Raw genomic sequence first — 17,117 nt, 5'->3', positions numbered from 1 at the left:
ATCCCGCGGCGGCGGCGCGACCCGATGGCGGCCGCGACGTTCCGGCCGCGCGTCACCGCGCGGCCAAGGCTCGCGGCGACGCCTGGCGTCGGGCCGTCGAGTCGGCGCGCAGGGTACGAACGGGTCGGCGGCGAGTCATGCACCCACGCTCACGAAAACTCACCGTCACTCACGCCCGCCGTGGCCGTCGCACGTCGCGATCGGCTCCGGCGCGGTGTCGCACGGCCGGCTCGGCCGGCGCGTCGGTGCACGCACCCGTTGCACTCGTTGACGATCGCCGGCGCGGATCGCGTCTCAGGCGGCCGGCCGCCGGATCGCCAGCAGCGCGAGCAGGGTGATCAGCGCGGCGCCGCTGAGGTAGTAGCCGACCGCCTGCACGCCATGGTGCGCGGCCAGCCAGGTCGCGGCGTACGGCGCCAGCGAAGCGCCGAGGATGCCGGCGAGGTTGAACGCGAGCGAGGCGCCGGTGTAGCGCACCGCGGTCGGGAACAGCTCCGCCAGCGCGGTGCCGAGCGGGCCGTAGGTGAGCCCCATCAGGAACAGGCCGCAGGCCAGGAACACGGTCACCCGCAGCGGATTTCCGGCCACGAACAGCGGCGCGAACGCGGCGCCGAAGACGAGGATGGCGACGGTCGCGATCAGCAGCATCGCGCGGCGCCCGCGGCGGTCGGCGAACACGGCGGAAAGCGGGATGCCGATCGCGAAGGCGAACATCGCGATCATCTGCAGCAGCAGGAAATCCTTGCGCGGATACTGCAGCGCCGTGGTGCCCCAGGACAGCGCGAACACGGTCATCAGATAGAACAGCACGAAGGTGGCCATCGCCGCGAACGTGCCGATCGCCAGCGGGCGCCAGTGCTGCGTGCACACGGTGGCGATCGGAAGGCGCACGCGCTCGTCGTTCTCGATCGCGCGCAGGAAGGCCGGCGTCTCGGTCAGCTTCAGGCGCACGTACAGGCCGACGCCGACCAGCAGCGAGCTGGCCAGGAACGGGATGCGCCAGCCCCAGGCGAAGAACTGCGCATCGTCGAGGAAATCGGTCAGCAGCAGGAACACGCCGCTGGAGCAGACGAAGCCGATCGGCGCGCCGAGCTGCGGAAACATGCCGTACCACGCGCGCCGGTGCGGCGGCGCATTCTCGGTCGCCAGCAGCACCGCGCCGCCCCACTCGCCGCCCAGGCCCAGGCCCTGGCCGACGCGGCACAGCATCAGCAGCAGCGGAGCGAACAGGCCGATCGAGTCGTAGGTCGGCAGCAGGCCGATGACCACGGTCGACACGCCCATCGTCAGCAGCGCGGCGACCAGGGTCGCCTTGCGCCCGATGCGGTCGCCGTAGTGGCCGAACACGGCCGAGCCGATCGGTCGCGCGAAGAACGCCAGCGCGAACGTCGCCAGCGAGGACAGCAGCGCCGAGGTCGGATCGGACGCCGGGAAGAACAGCTTGGGGAACACCAGCACCGCGGCGGTGGCGTAGATGTAGAAATCGAAGAACTCGATCGTGGTGCCGATCAGGCTCGCGAACAGCACGCGCCCCTTGCCGTTCGCCTGGATCGTGCTATCCGCCGTCGCCGCCGCGCTTGCCACCGTCACAGACTTCGCCACCCTTGTCGAAAACGACGCGCCATGTCCCCGGCGCCTCGCGGCGCCAGGTCGAGTTGAAGACCCCCACGATCTTCCCGTCCGGCGTACGCACCGGTCCGGTACTGAGCGCGAGCGTACCCGATTCCAGCACCTCCACCCGCTCCGGCTCCCACGAAAACGGCGCCGTCGTGCCCTTGAAGAACGGCGCCCAGCCCTGCGCGACCGCCGCCTTGCCGCGCAGCGGCCCGGAATCGCCGAAGAAGATCGCCTCGTCGGCGAGGAAGCGCGTGAAGGCGGCATGGTCGCGCCGCGCCATGGTCTGCGCGAACGCGCGCTCGGCCGCCTCGACCTCGCGCGCGGCCTCGTCGCGCGAAGGCCGCGACGCCGTGGTGCCGCAGGCGGCGAGCAGCATGGCGACCGGCAGGGCCGCCGCGGGGAGGATCGGGAAACGCGGAAACTTCGTCATGGCGGGACTCCGTCGACGACCGCCGCAGCAGCGGTCAGGGCATCGGCGCAGTATTTCCGCTTCCGCCCACCGCGCGGGTGACCGCGCTTGCGCGATGGCGTTGCCGCCGCTCAACGCAGGTCGCGCGTGATCGCCTTCGCCGCGTTGTGCCCCGGCGCACCCGTCACGCCGCCGCCGGGATGCGTGCCGGCGCCGCACAGGTACAGGCCCGGCAGCGCGCCGCGGTAGTCCGCCTGGCCGAGCATCGGCCGCGCGCTGAACAGCTGGTTGAGCGACAGCGCGCCGTGGAAGATGTCGCCGCCGATCAGGCCGAAGTCGCGTTCGAGATCGAGCGGCGACTTGACCTGCCGGCCGAGCACGGAGGCCTTGAAGCCCGGCGCGTAGCGTTCGACCGTGTCGATCATGAGGTCGGCGACTTCCTCGCGGTGCGCGTCCCAGCTCGCGCCATCGGGCAGCACCGGCGCGACGTGCTGGCAGAACAGGCTGGCGACGTGGCCGCCCGGCGGCGCGAGCGAATCGTCCAGCGTCGACGGGATCAGCATCTCGACGATCGGCTCGCGCGACCAGCCGTGCGCGCGCGCGTCGAGGTAGGCGCGGTCCATGTAGTCCAGGCTCGGCGCCAGGATGATGCCGGCGGTCAGGTGGTCGCCTTCGCCGGGCAGGCAGGAGAAATCCGGCAGGCGCGACAGCGCGACGTTCATGCGGAACGTGCCCGAGCCGCAGCGCCAGTTCGCCATGCGCTCGCGCGTGGGCGCCGGCACCGCGGCCGGCGCGAGCAGGCGCTCGTAGAGCAGCTTCGGGTTCACGTTGGCGACAATCGCGCGCGCGCGCAGCGTATCGCTGGCGTCGGTGACGACGCCGACGGCGCGCCCGGCCTCGACCACCACCTCGCGCACGCCGCAGCCGGTGCGGATCTCCACGCCGGCGGCGATGGCCGCCTTCGCCATCGCCTGCGTGATCGCGCCCATGCCGCCGATCGCGTGGCCCCAGGCGCCCTTGACGCCGTTCACCTCGCCGAACACGTGATGCAGCAGCACGTAGGCGCTGCCCGGCGTGTAGGGGCTGGCGTAGTTGCCGACCACGCCGTCGAAGCCGAGCACCGCCTTGATCGGCTCGCTCTCGAAGAAGCGGTCGAGGTACTCGGCGGCCGAGATGGTGAACAGGTCGAGCAGGTCGTTGCGCAGGGGCGCGTCGAGCGCGCTGAGCCGCTTGCCCAGGCGTCCGGCGCGCGCCAGTTCCGGCAGCGCCTTCAGCCAGCCGCCGTCGGTGACGTTCGGCGGCGGCTCCAGCGCGAGCGCGCGCAGCACGTCGGCGATCGCGTCGAGGCGGCGCTCGTACTCGGGCAGCGCGTCGGCGTCCTTGCGCGAGAACTTCGCCACTTCCTCGCGCGTGCGGCCGGCACCGGTGAGCAGGTAGCTGCCGTCGGGCCGCGGCAGGAAGTTGTTCGCACGGCGCAGCACGACGCGCAGCCCGTGCCTGTCCAGCTCGAGGTCGCGGTTCACCTTCGGCTGCAGCAGCGAGACCGTGTACGCGGCGACCGAATTGCGGAAGCCGGGGTGGAACTCCTCGGTCACCGCGGCGCCGCCGACCACGCCGCGCCGCTCGAGCACCAGCACCTTGAGCCCGGCCTTGGCCAGGTAGGTCGCGCAGACCAGGCCGTTGTGGCCGCCGCCGATCAGGATCGCGTCGTATGCGGAATTCGTCATCGCGCGATTGTCACACGAAGCCCGCCGCGGGCGCGGCCGGGCCATGCTGCGCCCGGCCGCGCGATACCTCTCAGCGGCGTTCGGGCGCGCCGTCGAAGCCGTTCTCGAAGATCGAGTCCTGCACGGCGGGCACGTAGCGTTCGGCCGCCGCGCTCGGCATGTCGCCGACGGTGTCGCCGGCGAAGGCCCAGCCGCCGACCAGCAGCACCGAACCGTCCTGCAGGTTGGCCGCGACCGGTTCGTCGCGCGGCACGACCATCGAGCCGGCCTCGCTGAACGTGCCGGTCGCCGGGTCGTACAGCTCGCCTTCGGCGACCGTCACCGTGCCGGGATTGCCGCTCAGGTGCGAACCGCCGGCGACCAGCACGCGGCCGTCCTGCAGCACGGCGGTGGCGGGAAAGTCGCGCGGGTGCGCGAGGCTGCCGGTCGGTGCGAACTGGCCGCTGGCCGGGTCGTACAGCAGCGACTGCGCGAGGTAGTGCGGAAAGCCGTTGTCCTCCACGCCGAAATCGCCGCCGACGATCAGCACGCGGCCGTCCTGCAGCACGATCGCGTCGTGGTTGTCGCGCGGCTCGGGCATCTGCCCGGTCAGCGAGAACGTGCCCGTGGCCGGATCGTAGAGTTCGGCGCTGGCGAGCTGGCCGTCCTCCTCGTTGTTGCCGCCGGCGATCAGCACGCGGCCGTCGTGCAGCAGCACCGCGGCGGTGACCTGGATGCGCGGCCGGCTGAGGCTGCCGGTCGGCGTGAACTGGCCGGTGGCCGGATCGAAGATCTCGGCGGTGGACAGCGGGCCGGTCTCGCGGTTGAAGCCGCCGGCGAGCAGCACCTTGCCGTCCGCCAGCAGGACCGCGGTGACGACGTAGCGCACGGTGCTCGTGCTGCCGGCGGCGGTGAACTGGCCGGTGGCCGGGTTGTAGATCTCCGCGTCGCTGAAGTAGCCGCCGTCGCCCTGCCCGCCGTAGACGAAGACGCGGCCGTCGGCGAGCGGCACCGTGGTCGGGCGCATGCGGCCCCGGTTCGGCAGGCCGGTGCCGGTGAAGCCGCCGGTGGCCGGGTCGTACAGCTCGGCGATGCCGACGAAGTTGCCGAAATCGGCGATGCCGCCGATCACCAGGACGCGCCCGTCCGGCAAGGCGGCGGCGCCGTGCAGCGCGCGCGCGGAAGCCATGTCGTCGACCTGCACGAAGCCTTCCGCGTAGGCGGACGGGGCGAAGGCGAGCGAGGCGAACAGCGCGGCGCGGCGGACGCGCCCGAGGAAATCGTTGCCGAAACGAAGCATTGCCGGAATCTCCCGAAGCCGAAAAAGGAAGGGAACGGTCCCCAGGACCGTTCCGGCCCGAGGGGCGCGCGGCAGGAGCGTCGCGCCAGAGGAGGGGCGGACGTCGCGCTCGGGGGTGCGATCGTCCGCCCGGGCGCGGCGCTCCCCGTCCGCTCGCCCCAAGGGCCGGCCCCGACCATGGCTCCGGCACGCCGCAACGGCATGCCGTTTTCGTTAGTGCGGCGTTTGGCCGCCGTTAGCGGGCGTGTCGCCGAGCTGCAGCCGTGGCCTGGGCGAGCGCAGGCGCGGCGGGATCACGCGCTCGCCGGCCAGCGCGGACGCCTGGCGCAGCGCTTCCTGCCAGGGCGCCTGCTGGTCGAGCGCGCGATACAGCTGGGCCTGCAGCAGGGAGGCCTCGAAGCTGCGCGCGGCCCAGCGCGCGACGCGGCCGACGACGACGCCGGCGCGGTCGAGCTCGCCGCGGTCGATCAGATAGGTGCCCTGTGCCTGCGCCGCGGCGAGCACGTTGGCCGGCACACGGCTGGCGTCGGCGGCCCTGGCCGAATCGGCGAACGCCGCCTCGGCGGCGGCGACGTCGCTCACGGCCAGCGCCTGTCCGGCCGCGACCAGCGCGGTGAACACGCGCTGGTCGGCCTCGTCCTGCTTGTCCGCGGCCAGGCGCCGGGCCGCCGTCGCGGTCTGCGCCGCGTCCTGCGGCCGGCCGAGGGCGAGCTGCGCGCGCAGGGCCAGCCACAGCACGCGGGCGCGCGCGCCGGCCGAGTCGTAGCCGGCCGGCAGGGCCAGGGCCGCGGCGGCCTCGTCGGCGGCGGTCTTCGCGTCGTCGATGGCGAAGGCGAGTTCGGCGCCGAGGCGGTGCAGCTGGAACTCGGACTGATGCAGCAGGCTCCGCTCCGGCACGCCCGCCTGCTCGCGGATCGTGCGCAGGCGCGCGCCCGCCTCGCCGAGCTTGCCGCCGGCGATCAGCGCGTCGACGCAGACCAGGCCGGCGTAGTGCTTGCGGCGCGGGTCGGAGACGCGCGCGGTCAGCTCGTCCAGGCGGGCGCACTGGCCGAGCGCGGCGGCCGGATCGAGCATCGCCAGCTCGGCCATGACGATGCCGACGCGGCCGTGCAGCTCCTCCACCACCGCGTCGTAGGTGCGCAGGCGCTCGACCGCGTCGCGCAGCATCGGCAGCGCCTCGCCGGGACGGTCGCGGTTGACGTCGAGCAGGGCGACGTAGGTGTCCACGCGCGCCAGCGCGCGGCGGTCGCCGGCCGCGGCGAAGGCGACGCGCGCCTGCGCGTAGTCGGCCAGCGCCGCGTCGTAGCGATGCAGGGCGGTGCGTGCGCTGGCGCGGCCGAGCATCGCGCGCCCGGTCTCCTCCGGGTCGTCGTGGTCGGCGAGCCAGCGCAGCGCCTGCTCGGCATAGGCCTCGACCTGGCCCGGCTGGTTGCGCTGGTAGGCGATGTTGGCCAGCGTGTTGAGGATGCGCGCGTGCAGCAGCGGCTCGTCGGCGCTGCCGTCGGCGAGCTGCTCGGTCAGCGCCCGCTGCGCCTCGTCGAGCCGGCCGGCGCGGAAATCGATCTCGGCCAGATGGAAGCGCACCTCCGGCTGCGCGCGTGCGTCGGCGCCGGCTTCCAGCAGCAGCTTGCGCGCGGCGTCGAGCTGCTCGGACAGGATCGCCGCGCGTGCCTGCTGCAGCAGGCGGCCGGCGCCGCCGGTGTCGTCGCTCGCCGCCGGCTGCAGCCCGAGCGCGAGCGCCAGGCGGTCCGCGGCCAGACGCGCGGCGACGATCACGTCGGCGTCCTCGCCCTCGGCGCGCGCGTTGCGGCCGCGCGCCTTCAGCACGACCTGCCAGCGCTCGCCGACCAGGCGCGCGCTGGCGTCGACGACGAGGCCAGCGCCGGCGGCCGCGGCCAGCGCCTCGGCGTCGAGCGTGCCCTTGGCGTCGGTGTAGCGCGCGGCGAGGCCGACGATGTTGTCGCTCGGCACGACCGTCTGGCCGGACGCGCGCAGGCGCTGCGCGACGAGATCCATGATGCCCAGACGCACCCACGCCGCCGTCGACGGCCCGTCCACGACCACCGGCAGCACGACCAGGGCGGCGGGAGCGGCGGCGGGCGGATGCCGCGCGCCGCGCAGGCCGAACCACAGCGCGGCGACGGCGAGCAGGAGCGCTGCCGCGACGGCCGGCCAGCGCCAGCGCCGGCGGCGATCGGGCGCGGGCGACGGCGCTGCGACCTGCGGCGACGTCACCGCAGGCGCCGCAAGCTCGACGGCGGCCTGCGCCTTCGCCGGCGGCGCCTCGGTCGTCACCGGCGCGGCCCAGCGGTAGCCGAAGCGCGGCACGGTGACGATGCTGCGCTGGCCGCCGTCGCCGCCATCGTCGAGCGCGCGCCGCGCCTGCAGCACGACCTGGCCGAGCGCGTTGTCGGTGATGTCGACCCGGCCCCACACCGCCGCGATCAGCTCGTCGCGCCCGACCGCGCGGTCGCGCCGCTCGATCAGGTACACGATCAGGTCGAGCGCCTTCGGCGGCAGCGTCGTCGCGGCGCCGTCGCGCAGCAGCGTGCGCGTGGCGGGATCGAGCTGGAACGCACCAAAGCGATAGGAAACCAAAGCCATGCGCGGCGGAAGGAGGTCAGCGGCGGAGTCGGGTCAACGGCACGGCGCAACCGCCGCGCCGCGGTGGATGATCACGGATCGAGGTAGCCTTCGCGCACGTAGAAGCCCAGCCCCTGCCGCGGCGGCGACAGCATCTTCGCGCCGTAGCCGGACAGGATCTCGCGCCCGTCCGCGCTCTCGAAGCGCCACGCCCAGTCGGTGTCGCGATAGTGCGTGGGTTCGCGCTCGATGCGTTCGACGTGCGTGGTCATCGGACCGTCGCAGCGGAACACGACCTCGCCGTTCTTCGTCGCCGGCGCGCCGTCCCTGCCGACGCGCAGGCGCGTGCGCCGCACGAGCGCGCCGCGGCAGGTCATGACGTTGTAGTAGTTCGGGTTGGTGCGGTCGGGGAACGTCACGCTGAGCGCCGGCGGCGGCGCGCCGGCCGTGGCGAGACCGAGGGCGGCGAGCAGCGGCGGGATCATCGGACGGCCAGCGCGTCGGGGACGGACTCACAACTGCGCGGCGAGATCCTTGCCGATGCTCTCCGGCGTGTCGGTCGGCGCGTAGCGGCGCACCACGCTTCCTTCCTTGTCGACCAGGAACTTGGTGAAGTTCCACTTGATCGACTCGCTGCCGAGCAGGCCCTTGGCCTGCTTCTTGAGGAACTGGTACAGCGGATGCGCACCGGCGCCGTTGACCTCGATCTTGGCGAACATCGGGAAGGTCACGTCGTAGTTCAGCGAGCAGAAATTGCGGATCTCGGCCTCGTCGCCGGGCTCCTGGTGGCCGAACTGGTCGCACGGAAAGCCCAGCACCACCAGGCCCTGGCCCTGGAACTTCTCGTACAGGGCCTCGAGCCCGGCGTACTGCGGCGTGAAGCCGCATTTCGAGGCGACGTTGACGATCAGCATCGTCTTGCCGCGGTAGGCGTCGAGTCCCTGCTCGTCGCCGTCGATGGTCTTCGCGCTGAAGTCGTAGATCGTGGTCATGGCGGCGCTCTCGAGTCGCGGGCGCGGCCAGTCTACTACCCCCACACCTCGCCGAACACGCGCGCGAAATTGCCGCCGAGGATCTTGGCGATGCGCGCGTCGGAATGGCCGCGCGCCGACAGCAGACCGGCGAGCACCTCGAAGCGGTTCGCCACGTTCAGGTCGGTGATGAACAGGTGCACGCCGTCGGCGCTCTTCTGCTTCAGCCAGCCGCTTTCGATCATGCCCTGGATGTTCTCCCGGTTCTGCTTCTCGTACTCCGGCGTGCGCTCGACCGGCGCGATCGCGCAGTCGGTGCCGATGCCGACGTGGTCCTCGCCGCAGACCTTGATCGCGTGTTCGATGTGGGCGACCACATCGGCCGCCATCGGCTGCCGGTCGGTGCGCAGGTACGGCCAGAACACGATGCCGGCGACGCCGCCGCGGTCGGCCAGCGCGCGCAGGTTGTCGTCGCCGGTATTGCGCGGCACGTCGGCCAGCGCGCGGCAGCCGGTGTGGCTGATCAGCACCGGCGCCTTCGACGCGCGAATGCCCTCGGCGATCGTGCGCGGCGAGCCGTGCGCGAGGTCGACCACCACCTTCCGCGCGTTCAGCTCCTCCACCACCTTGTGGCCGAATGCGCTGAGGCCGCCGTCGTTGGCCTCCATGCAGTCGTCGGCGGCGAGATTGCGCCTGGCCTGGGTCAGCTGGATCACGCGCACGCCCAGCTCGCGGAACAGCGGCACGCGGTCGAGGTGCTCGCCCAGCGGCTCGCAGCCCTGGAAGCGCGGGATCACGCCGAGCCGGCGCTCGCGCCGCGCGCGCTCCAGGTCCGCCGCGGTGTCGACGAGCAGCAGCGCGTCCGGATGCGCGGCGATCTTGCGCCGGCAGTTGGCGAGCAGCTCCTTGGTCTTCTCGAATCCTTCCACGTCGTAGCGGAAGCGCGAGTTCGGCGCGACCGTGAGCAGCGCGCCGGCCAGGCCGCTGGCGCGCGCGGCGGCGAGGTCGGCGGCGTCTTCCTCGTCGGTGGCCGACAGCAGCATGAACAGCCCGCCCTCGCCGTCGACCGCGACGGTGTCGCGGAACGGTTTCCACGCGGCCGTTTCCGCGCGCCCGTAGCCGGAGCGCGCGAGCAGGCCCGCAGCGCCCGCCGCGGCGGCCATGGCCAGTACCTCGCGTCGTGTCGTCATCCCGTTTTCCTCCTCGATGATCGGATTGCGCGCCGCGCGCGTTCAGAAGCGTTGCCGGTAGCTGGCGTACCAGAAGCGTCCGGGCAGGTCGTAGTCGGCGAAGAAGCCGCGGAACCCGGCCGAATACGACACCGGCGGACCGCGGTCGAACGCGTTGCGCACGCCGAGCGCGACGTGGCCGCCCCACGGCGCGGTCCAGCCCAGATCGAGATCGAAGAAGGTCACGCTGCCGACGCGATTGCGCGGCGCCGGCTGACCGATGCCGGAATCGTCCTGTTCGACGATGCGGTCCGGCTGCGAGCACAGGTTGCGCAGCGCCGGGTCGCCGATGCGCTGCGCGTAGAACAGCACGCCGCTGCAGTCTTCCTGGATCGACGAGAAGTAGCGCGCGGCGATGCTCGCGCTCCAGCGTTCGCGCTGCCAGGCCAGGGCGAGCACCGAGCGCAGGCGCCACACCGTACCGAACGCGGCCGAGTTCTGCCCGACCGCGTTGCCCTGCGCGAGCGAGCCGTCGGCCAGCGGCGCGAGGCGGTCGGGCTGGCCGATCTGCCCGAAGTAGCTCACGTAGGAATTCTCCCAGCGCAGCGTGAAGTCGCCGATCGCGGTGGGCCGGCGGTACAGGGCGCCGAAGTCGAAGCCTTCGGTCTCCAGCCCGCCCGGCAGGTTGCGCGGCATCTGCACGATGCCGGCCAGCGTGCCGTCGGCGCCGCGCCGGATCTGCGCGCAGGCGGTGCGGTCGGCGCGCAGGTAGCAGTCGTCGAGGACCGAACCGGCGTCGACCTGCTGGATCGAGCCGCGCAGCTCGATGCGGTACCAGTCCAGGCTCGCCTGCAGTCCTTCCAGCCACTGCGGCGAATAGACCAGGCCCAGCGTGCGCGTCGTCGCCGTCTCCGGCTGCAGCTTCGGATTGCCGGCCACCGTGACCTCGACCGCCTGCGGGTCCTGCACATCGGCCGGAACGCCGAGCGCACGGCAGCGCGCGAGCACCGAAGGACCCGATTCGTTGGCGGCCACGCACGGGTCAAAAAATTGGCCGGTGTTGACCTGCGCTCCGGCGAACAGCTCGAACAGGCTCGGCGCGCGGAAGCCTTCCGAATAGTTGCCGCGCACGAGCAGGTCGTCGAACGGTTTCCAGCGCAGGCCGAACTGCGAGTTGGTCGTGCTGCCGAACTGCGAATAGCGCGAGTAGCGCGAGGCCAGCGACACGTCGAGGCTGCGCGCCAGCGGCAGGTCCTTCAGCAGCGGGACCTCCAATTCCACGTAGGCCTCCTCGACGCGGTCGCTGCCGCGGGTCGGCTCGATCGAGCCGCCGCCGCTGCCGTTCGCGTTGCCGCTGCGGATCAGCGCATCGATGCGCTCCTCGCCGCGTTCGCGGCGATGCTCCAGGCCCGCCGCAACGGCGACCGCACCGGCCGGCAGCTCGAACAGCGTGCTGCTCGCGTGCAGGTTGAAGTCGTGCAGGTCCGCGCGGCGGCTCGCGTGCGTGACGCGCCGGATGTAGGCGAGCATGTCCGGCGTGATCGAGCCGGGCGGGCCGAACAGGTCCATCGGCACGCAGCCGGCGACCGGTGCCTGCGGCGTGCCGCAGTGCGCGGCGCCGGCGGCGTCGCGGAACGACGGCCCGATCGCCAGCGCGAGAGCGCGGTTGTCGAAGTACGGATCGGTCGACGAGCGCTCGTCGGCGCGGATCCAGGTGAAGTCCGCGCCCCAGGCCACCTCGCGCCCGGCCAGCGAGGCCAGGCCGTCGAGCCCCAGGTGCGCTCGTTTGGTGTCGACGGACTGCTCGAAGCGCCGCGGCCCCGCTTCGACCAGGCGCCGCTGCGCGGCGATCACCGGTTCGCCGAACGGGTTGTAGAGATTGTCCGGCGAGATCGACAGCAGCGACTCGGGCCCGCTGGCATACGGCGAGAACAGCACCACCGGCGGCGCCAGCTGCTGCGAGGACGTGCGGCGGTTGTAGAGCAGGTCGCCGACCAGGGCCAGGCTCGGGCTGATCTCGTAGCGGCCCTGCGCGAACGCCGCCTTGCGCCCGGCCGGCGTCTGCAGGTACGTGGTCGACTGGTAGTTGTAGTTGTCGCGCCGCGAATCGAACGGACGGAAATCGTCCGGCGACGTGCCGCTGCGTCCGTCGATCAGGCGCAGCGGCCCGCCGCCCGCCAGCGTGAGGCTCGTGTACGGCGTCGCCGACGAGCCGGTCGCCGCGGCCGGCAGGTCGGGCAGCGGCGTGCCGGAAATCTCGCGGTTGCCGGCCAGCACCGGATCGTAGCGTTCGTATTCCAGTCCCATCGCCGCACTCCAGCCGTCACTGGCGCGGCCGAAGCTCAGGTCGTAGGAGCGGCGCAGGCCGTCGTCCTGGTCGTACTGGCCGACGTAGGCGCCCAGCTCCGCGCCGTCGAAGTCGCGCCGCGTGACGATGTTGATCACGCCGGCGATCGCGTCGGAGCCGTAGATCGCCGAGGCACCGTCCTTGAGCACCTCCACGCGCTCGACCAGCGCCAGCGGAATCGCGCTGAGGTCGACGCCGCCGTCGAGTGCGGCGGCCCAGCGCTGGCCGTTGACCAGCACCAGCGTGCGATGGCTGCCGAGGCTGCGCAGGTTCACGCGCAGCTCGCCGGTACCGCCGTTGTTGATGTTGCGGTTCTGCGTCTGCCCGTTGGCGGTGATCGTCTGCAGGATGTCCGCCACGTCGGTGAGACCGGTGCGCAGCAGCTCGGCGCGCTCGATCGTCAGCAGCGGATGGCGTGTCTCGACGTCGATCCTGCGGATGTGCGAGCCGACCACCTCGATCGGCTGCAGCACGGTGGCTTCCTTGGGATTGCCCGCCGGCCGCTCCTCCGGCGCCGGGTCCTGCGCCGCCGCCGGCGCGCCCGCCAGCGTCAACGCGACGAGTGCGAATTTCGCACGGCTCTTCCGCATGGCATGGCCCCCCGGGGTGAAACCAGCTGCAACGCTTCCGCCCGGCGATGGTAGCTCCGATGAAAATCGTATGAAACCATTCGTACGATGTTTTAGTCTGAATCCGTGCCGTAGCGCACGAAGACAGAGCGGCCTTCAGGAGTCCACACGCGACAGCGGCGCGGCGACGTCCTCGAGCGGACGCCGCTCGGCGTCGACGCCGAGCACGCCGCAACACGCTACCCTGCGCGTTCCACGATTGCCGGAGACCCCGATGCGACACTTCCGACGACGCCCCGCCCTCACGATCCTCGCCCTCGCCGGCGCGCTCGCCTGCATCCCGGCCGGCGCCGCCGAGGTGCAGCGCGTGGAGCGCGGCAATCGCGTCAGCGAGAACATTCCCGAGATTCCAGCGGCACTGAGCGAGCGGCTGCAGCGCTACGCCAACACGCGCAACGCCGGACTCGGCGGCTGGATCGCCGACGGCTCGGGCCTGCTGGTCGGCACGCGCTTCGCCAACACCACGCAGGTGCATCGCGTGAAGACGCCCGGCGGCGCGCGCGAACAGCTGACGTTCTACGACGAGCCGATCGCCGCGATCGCCGCGAACCCGAAGCGCGACGGCTTCGTGTTCGGCAAGGACGTCGGTGGATCGGAGTTCTGGCAGCTGTACTGGTTCGACCTGGGCACGCGCGAGACGAAACTGCTGACCGACGGCAAGTCGCGCAACGACGGCCCGCTGTGGTCGCGCGACGGCGCGCGGCTGGCCTACAGCAGCACCGCGCGCAACGGCAAGGACACCGACGTGTGGGTGCTCGACCTGGACAGCGGCGCGAAGAAGGCCGTGGTGGCCGAAGGCGGCAGCTGGGGCGCGAGCGACTTCTCGCCGGACGGCAAGCAGCTGCTGGTGCAGCAGTTCGTCTCGATCAACGAGATCCGCCCGGGCGTCGTCGACCTCGACAGCGGCAAGCTGACGCTGTTCCCGGTCGACGGCGGCAAGGCCTCGTTCGGCGCGTTCAAGTTCGCGCCGGACGGCAGCGGCGCGTACTTCACCTCCGACGAGGAAAACGAATTCCGCACGCTGCGCTTCCACGACTTCAAGACCGGCAAGGTCGCCGCGCTCAGCGCCGGCATCGCCTGGGACGTCGAGGACTACGCGCTGTCCGCCGACGGCCGGCGCCTGGCCTTCGTCAGCAACGAGGACGGCTTCGGCGTGCTGCACCTGCTCGACACGGCCACGCGCAAGGAGCTGCCGCTGCCGGCCCTGCCGAAGGGCGTCATCGGCAGCGTCGAGTTCAGCCCGGACGGAAAGCGCATCGCGTTCTCGCTCAACTCGGCCGTGTCGCCGAGCGACGTCTACACGGTCGATCCGGAGGCGAACGCGGTCGCGCGCTGGACCGAGAGCGAGGTCGGCGGACTGGACGCGTCGAAATTCGCCTCGCCCGAGCTGGTGCGCTTCGCCACCTTCGACAAGGCCGGCGGCAAGCCGCGCACGATCCCGGCGTTCTACTACCGGCCGAAGGCGGCGGCGCAGAAGAAGGTGCCGGTGGTGATCCAGATCCACGGCGGCCCCGAGGCGCAGGCGCGGCCGGTGTTCAGCGCCGAGATCCAGTTCCTCGTCGACCAGCTCGGCGTCGCGGTGCTGGTGCCCAACGTGCGCGGCTCGTCCGGCTACGGCAAGAGCTACCTGCTGCTCGACAACGGCTTCAAGCGCGAGGATTCGGTCAAGGACATCGGCGCCCTGCTCGACTGGATCGGCACACAGCCCGAACTCGACGCGCAGCGCGTCGCCGTCTACGGCGGCTCCTACGGCGGCTACATGGTGCTGGCGACGATGACGCACTACGACGCGCGCCTGCGCGCCGGCGTCGACATCGTCGGCATCTCCAACTTCGTGACCTTCCTCGAGAACACCGAGAACTACCGCCGCGACCTGCGCCGCGCCGAATACGGCGACGAGCGCGATCCGAAGATGAAGGCCTTCCTCGAGAAGATCTCGCCGACGACGAACGCGAAGGCGATCACCAGGCCGCTGTTCGTCGCGCAGGGCGCGAACGATCCGCGCGTGCCGGCCAGCGAGGCGGCGCAGATCGTCCGCACCGTGCGCGGCAACGGCGGCGACGTGTGGTTCCTCGAGTTCGACGACGAGGGCCACGGCTTCCGCAAGAAGCCGAACGTCGACTACTTCCGCGCGGCGACGATGCTGTTCTGGCAGAAATACTTGATCGGCGGATGAGCGCCGGGTCCGGAAGGATTTGCTTCCTCTCCCGCATGCGGGAGAGGCAACGACAAATCAGCGGTGCTGTTCTCCCTCTCCCGCTCGCGGGAGAGGGCCGGGGTGAGGGGCATCGGAGCGCTGCGCTCCGGCTTCCCTCACCCGCGCCTGCGGCGCGACCTCTCCCGCGAGCGGGAGAGGTGACGGCGAAGGCAGCGCTGCTGTTCTCCCTCTCCCTCTTGCGGGAGAGGCAACGGCAACCAGCGGCTACCCACGGTGATCGCACACGAGTCCCACCGACCTCAGCTTTCTCCAAGCCAATATCCTCGTGAAATTCCTGCGCACCCTCTTCGACGGCTTCACCCTCGCCCTGTTCGCCACCGTGGCGCTCGCCGCACTGCTGCCGTGCGAGGGGCGCGTGGCGGTGGCGTTCGATCATCTGACGGTCGCCGGCATCGCCGTGCTGTTCTTCCTGCACGGCGCGCGGCTGCCGCGCGAAGCGATCCTCGCCGGACTGACGAACTGGAAACTGCACCTGCTGGTGCTGGCCTGCACGTTCGCGCTGTTTCCGCTGCTCGGGCTCGTGCTGAAGCCGCTGGCGACCGCCGTCGCCACGCCGGCGCTCTATCCCGGCCTGCTCTACCTGTGCTGTCTGCCGTCGACGGTGCAGTCGTCGATCGCGTTCACGGCGATCGCGCGCGGCAACGTACCGGCCGCGGTCTGCGCGGCCTCGCTGTCCAATCTCGCCGGCGTGTTCGTCACGCCGCTGCTGGTCGCGCTGCTGCTGACCACGCGCGGCGAAGGCACCTCGCCGCTGCGCGCGATCGGCGACATCGTGCTGCAGCTGCTGGTGCCGTTCCTCGCCGGGCATCTGCTGCGGCCGTGGATCGGCAGCGCGATCGAGCGCTGGCGCGGCGTGCTGTCCTATACCGATCGCGGCACCGTGCTGCTGGTGGTCTACGTCGCCTTCAGCGCCTCGGTGGTCGAAGGACTGTGGCACCTGGTGCCGCCGCTCGCGCTGCTCGGCCTGCTGGCGGTGGTCGTGCTGCTGCTGGCGATCGTGCTGGCGACGACCACCGTGCTCAGCCGGCGCCTGGGTTTCTCGCGCGCGGACGAGATCGCGGTGGTGTTCTGCGGCTCGAAGAAGAGCCTGGCCAGCGGCGTGCCGATGGCGAAGATCCTGTTCGCCGGCAATCCGGCGCTCGGCATGCTGGTGCTGCCGGTGATGCTGTTCCATCAGGTGCAGCTGATGGCCTGCGCGATGCTCGCGCAGCGCTACGCGCGACGCTCCGGTGACGGCTAGCCGACCTTGCGCAGCAGCATCGCGCCCGAATCGAGCGTGCCGATCGGCAGGTAGTGGTCGACCAGCAGGAACGCGAACAGCGCCATCAGGTAGATGATCGAATAGTTGAACACGCGCATCGCGAAGAAGTCGTCCGGCGGGTTCATCAGGCGGATCGCGTAGTACAGGAAGCCGCCGCCGAGCACCAGCGCGCCGCCGAGATAGAACAGCCCGCTCATGCCGGTCAGGTACGGCAGCACGGTGATCACCAGCAGCAGCACGGTGTAGTACAGCACGTGCCAGCGCGTGTAGGTGACGCCGTGCGTGACTGGCAGCATCGGCACCTGCGCGCGCGAATAGTCCTCGCGGCGGAAGATCGCCAGCGCCCAGAAATGCGGCGGCGTCCAGATGAAGATGATCAGGAACAGCAGCAGCGCGTAGGCGTGCACGCTGCCGGTGACCGCGGCCCAGCCGAGCACCGGCGGCGCGGCGCCGGCGGCGCCGCCGATGACGATGTTCTGCGGCGTCGCACGCTTCAGGTACGCGGTGTAGACGACCGCGTAGCCGATCAGCGAGGCGAAGGTCAGCGCCGCGGTCAGTGGATTGACGAACGCGATCAGGATCGCCATCGACAGCGTGCCGAGGCCCAGCGCGAAGGCGAGCACCTGCGTCGGCGTCAGCGTGCCGGTGGCCAGCGGGCGCTGCGAGGTGCGCGCCATCAGCTTGTCGATGCGCTGGTCGATCAGGTGGTTCAGCGCCGCCGCCGACGCCGCGGCGAGCCAGATGCCGATCGCGCCGGCGATCGCCTGACGCAGCGGCGGCACGCCCGGCACGGCCAGCAGCATGCCGATCACCGCGGTGAACACGATCAGCGCGACGACGCGCGGCTTGGTGAGTTCGAAGTACTGGCTGGCAAGGGAGCGCTGCTTCACGACGACACCATGCTTCA

The 17,117-nt window shown here is 71.6% G+C and carries 12 protein-coding genes; 2 read left to right on the top strand and 10 right to left on the bottom strand.

The genetic code is table 11. The features are described 5' to 3' along the window. Positions 1-294 precede the first annotated feature (294 nt). From ACFO6Q_RS04950 to ACFO6Q_RS04910, 9 genes are all read right to left on the bottom strand, one after another. A complete protein-coding gene (locus ACFO6Q_RS04950; protein WP_380019448.1) occupies positions 295-1,584 on the bottom strand; it encodes an MFS transporter in 1,290 nt (429 codons plus the stop codon). Continuing rightward, the gene (locus ACFO6Q_RS04945; protein WP_380019446.1) at positions 1,556-1,993 is read right to left on the bottom strand and encodes a YybH family protein; all 438 of its coding nucleotides are present in this window, start codon (positions 1,991-1,993) and stop codon (positions 1,556-1,558) included. Before ACFO6Q_RS04945 ends, ACFO6Q_RS04950 begins: the two co-directional genes overlap by 29 nt. Positions 1,994-2,157: 164 nt before the next feature. Further along, positions 2,158-3,753: a phytoene desaturase family protein gene (locus tag ACFO6Q_RS04940; RefSeq protein WP_380019444.1), complete on the bottom strand. Its 1,596-nt coding sequence runs from the start codon at positions 3,751-3,753 to the stop codon at positions 2,158-2,160. Positions 3,754-3,823: 70 nt separating this feature from the next. Then, a complete protein-coding gene (locus ACFO6Q_RS04935) occupies positions 3,824-5,032 on the bottom strand; it encodes a Kelch repeat-containing protein (RefSeq protein WP_380019443.1) in 1,209 nt (402 codons plus the stop codon). Positions 5,033-5,245: 213 nt separating this feature from the next. Then, the gene (locus ACFO6Q_RS04930) at positions 5,246-7,636 is read right to left on the bottom strand and encodes a winged helix-turn-helix domain-containing protein (RefSeq protein WP_380019442.1); all 2,391 of its coding nucleotides are present in this window, start codon (positions 7,634-7,636) and stop codon (positions 5,246-5,248) included. Between the two features lie 71 nt (positions 7,637-7,707). Then, positions 7,708-8,100 (bottom strand): hypothetical protein, encoded by a 393-nt coding sequence (locus ACFO6Q_RS04925; protein WP_380019441.1) that lies wholly within the window; start codon positions 8,098-8,100, stop codon positions 7,708-7,710. A gap of 27 nt (positions 8,101-8,127) precedes the next feature. Further along, positions 8,128-8,607: a glutathione peroxidase gene (locus ACFO6Q_RS04920; RefSeq protein ID WP_380019440.1), complete on the bottom strand. Its 480-nt coding sequence runs from the start codon at positions 8,605-8,607 to the stop codon at positions 8,128-8,130. Positions 8,608-8,642: 35 nt separating this feature from the next. Continuing rightward, on the bottom strand, positions 8,643-9,776 hold the full coding sequence (locus ACFO6Q_RS04915) for a dipeptidase (protein WP_380019439.1): 1,134 nt from the start codon (positions 9,774-9,776) through the stop codon (positions 8,643-8,645). A gap of 42 nt (positions 9,777-9,818) precedes the next feature. Further along, positions 9,819-12,692, bottom strand: coding sequence for a TonB-dependent receptor domain-containing protein (locus ACFO6Q_RS04910; protein ID WP_380019438.1), 2,874 nt, complete (start codon positions 12,690-12,692; stop codon positions 9,819-9,821). A 253-nt stretch (positions 12,693-12,945) separates the two neighbouring features. Between ACFO6Q_RS04910 and ACFO6Q_RS04905 the strand changes: the two genes are divergently transcribed. Next, positions 12,946-14,907, top strand: coding sequence for a S9 family peptidase (locus ACFO6Q_RS04905; RefSeq protein ID WP_380019437.1), 1,962 nt, complete (start codon positions 12,946-12,948; stop codon positions 14,905-14,907). A 307-nt stretch (positions 14,908-15,214) separates the two neighbouring features. Beyond that, positions 15,215-16,189: a bile acid:sodium symporter family protein gene (locus tag ACFO6Q_RS04900; RefSeq protein ID WP_380019436.1), complete on the top strand. Its 975-nt coding sequence runs from the start codon at positions 15,215-15,217 to the stop codon at positions 16,187-16,189. Here ACFO6Q_RS04900 and cyoE read toward each other — a convergent pair. Next, on the bottom strand, positions 16,186-17,100 hold the full coding sequence (cyoE, locus tag ACFO6Q_RS04895) for a heme o synthase (RefSeq protein WP_380019435.1): 915 nt from the start codon (positions 17,098-17,100) through the stop codon (positions 16,186-16,188). The two genes, ACFO6Q_RS04900 and cyoE, sit on opposite strands and share 4 nt — an antisense overlap. Positions 17,101-17,117: the final 17 nt, after the last annotated feature.

It is taken from the genome of Dokdonella ginsengisoli (genome assembly GCF_042652785.1).
In the GTDB taxonomy this organism is placed as follows: Bacteria; Pseudomonadota; Gammaproteobacteria; order Xanthomonadales; family Rhodanobacteraceae; genus Dokdonella_A; species Dokdonella_A ginsengisoli.
Note: the sequence above shows the minus strand (reverse complement) of the source record. Positions and strands in the feature narration are given on the sequence as shown.

Coding starts and splice junctions, on each gene's coding strand:
- ACFO6Q_RS04935 (WP_380019443.1), bottom strand. CDS start 5,032: ATGCTTCGTTTCGGCAACGATTTCCTCGGGCGCGTCCGCCGCGCCGCG.
- ACFO6Q_RS04915 (WP_380019439.1), bottom strand. CDS start 9,776: ATGACGACACGACGCGAGGTACTGGCCATGGCCGCCGCGGCGGGCGCT.
- ACFO6Q_RS04945 (WP_380019446.1), bottom strand. CDS start 1,993: ATGCTGCTCGCCGCCTGCGGCACCACGGCGTCGCGGCCTTCGCGCGAC.
- ACFO6Q_RS04930 (WP_380019442.1), bottom strand. CDS start 7,636: ATGGCTTTGGTTTCCTATCGCTTTGGTGCGTTCCAGCTCGATCCCGCC.
- ACFO6Q_RS04920 (WP_380019440.1), bottom strand. CDS start 8,607: ATGACCACGATCTACGACTTCAGCGCGAAGACCATCGACGGCGACGAG.
- ACFO6Q_RS04905 (WP_380019437.1), top strand. CDS start 12,946: ATGCGACACTTCCGACGACGCCCCGCCCTCACGATCCTCGCCCTCGCC.
- ACFO6Q_RS04925 (WP_380019441.1), bottom strand. CDS start 8,100: ATGATCCCGCCGCTGCTCGCCGCCCTCGGTCTCGCCACGGCCGGCGCG.
- ACFO6Q_RS04910 (WP_380019438.1), bottom strand. CDS start 12,692: ATGCGGAAGAGCCGTGCGAAATTCGCACTCGTCGCGTTGACGCTGGCG.
- ACFO6Q_RS04940 (WP_380019444.1), bottom strand. CDS start 3,753: ATGACGAATTCCGCATACGACGCGATCCTGATCGGCGGCGGCCACAAC.